Origin of the sequence: Rhizobium ecuadorense (genome assembly GCF_001187535.1) — a bacterium.
Classification (GTDB): Bacteria; Pseudomonadota; Alphaproteobacteria; order Rhizobiales; family Rhizobiaceae; genus Rhizobium; species Rhizobium ecuadorense.
The window spans coordinates 1-281 of sequence record NZ_LFIO01001691.1; the positions used below are offsets into that span (position 1 = coordinate 1).

The window sequence follows — 281 nt, forward strand, 5'->3', positions numbered from 1 at the left end:
TCCATGTCTGGCCTAGGTCTGGCCCAGGTCAGGCAATAAACCGGCCTCAGGCCGAGAATATCGCGCAGCTTACTGACCGAAGACTTCGTTCCACCGGTCGATCCAGTCGGCCTTGGCAGCATTCATCTTGGCATAGTCGATGCGGGTAAGGCCTGCCACCATATCCGGGCCATAGGTCCAGATCTTCGCCTGGTCCGGCGTCAGGCTGACCTTTGTCGAGATCGGCGCGTCGACGCCTTGTTCGGCTTCAGCCTGCTGGACTTCTTTGGACAGGATGAAGT

The 281-nt window shown here is 58.7% G+C and carries 1 pseudogene; it reads right to left on the reverse strand.

The features are described from left to right. Positions 1–69: 69 nt before the first annotated feature. Positions 70–281 (reverse strand): annotated as a pseudogene (locus AF337_RS33050) (ABC transporter substrate-binding protein); the annotation flags it as partial.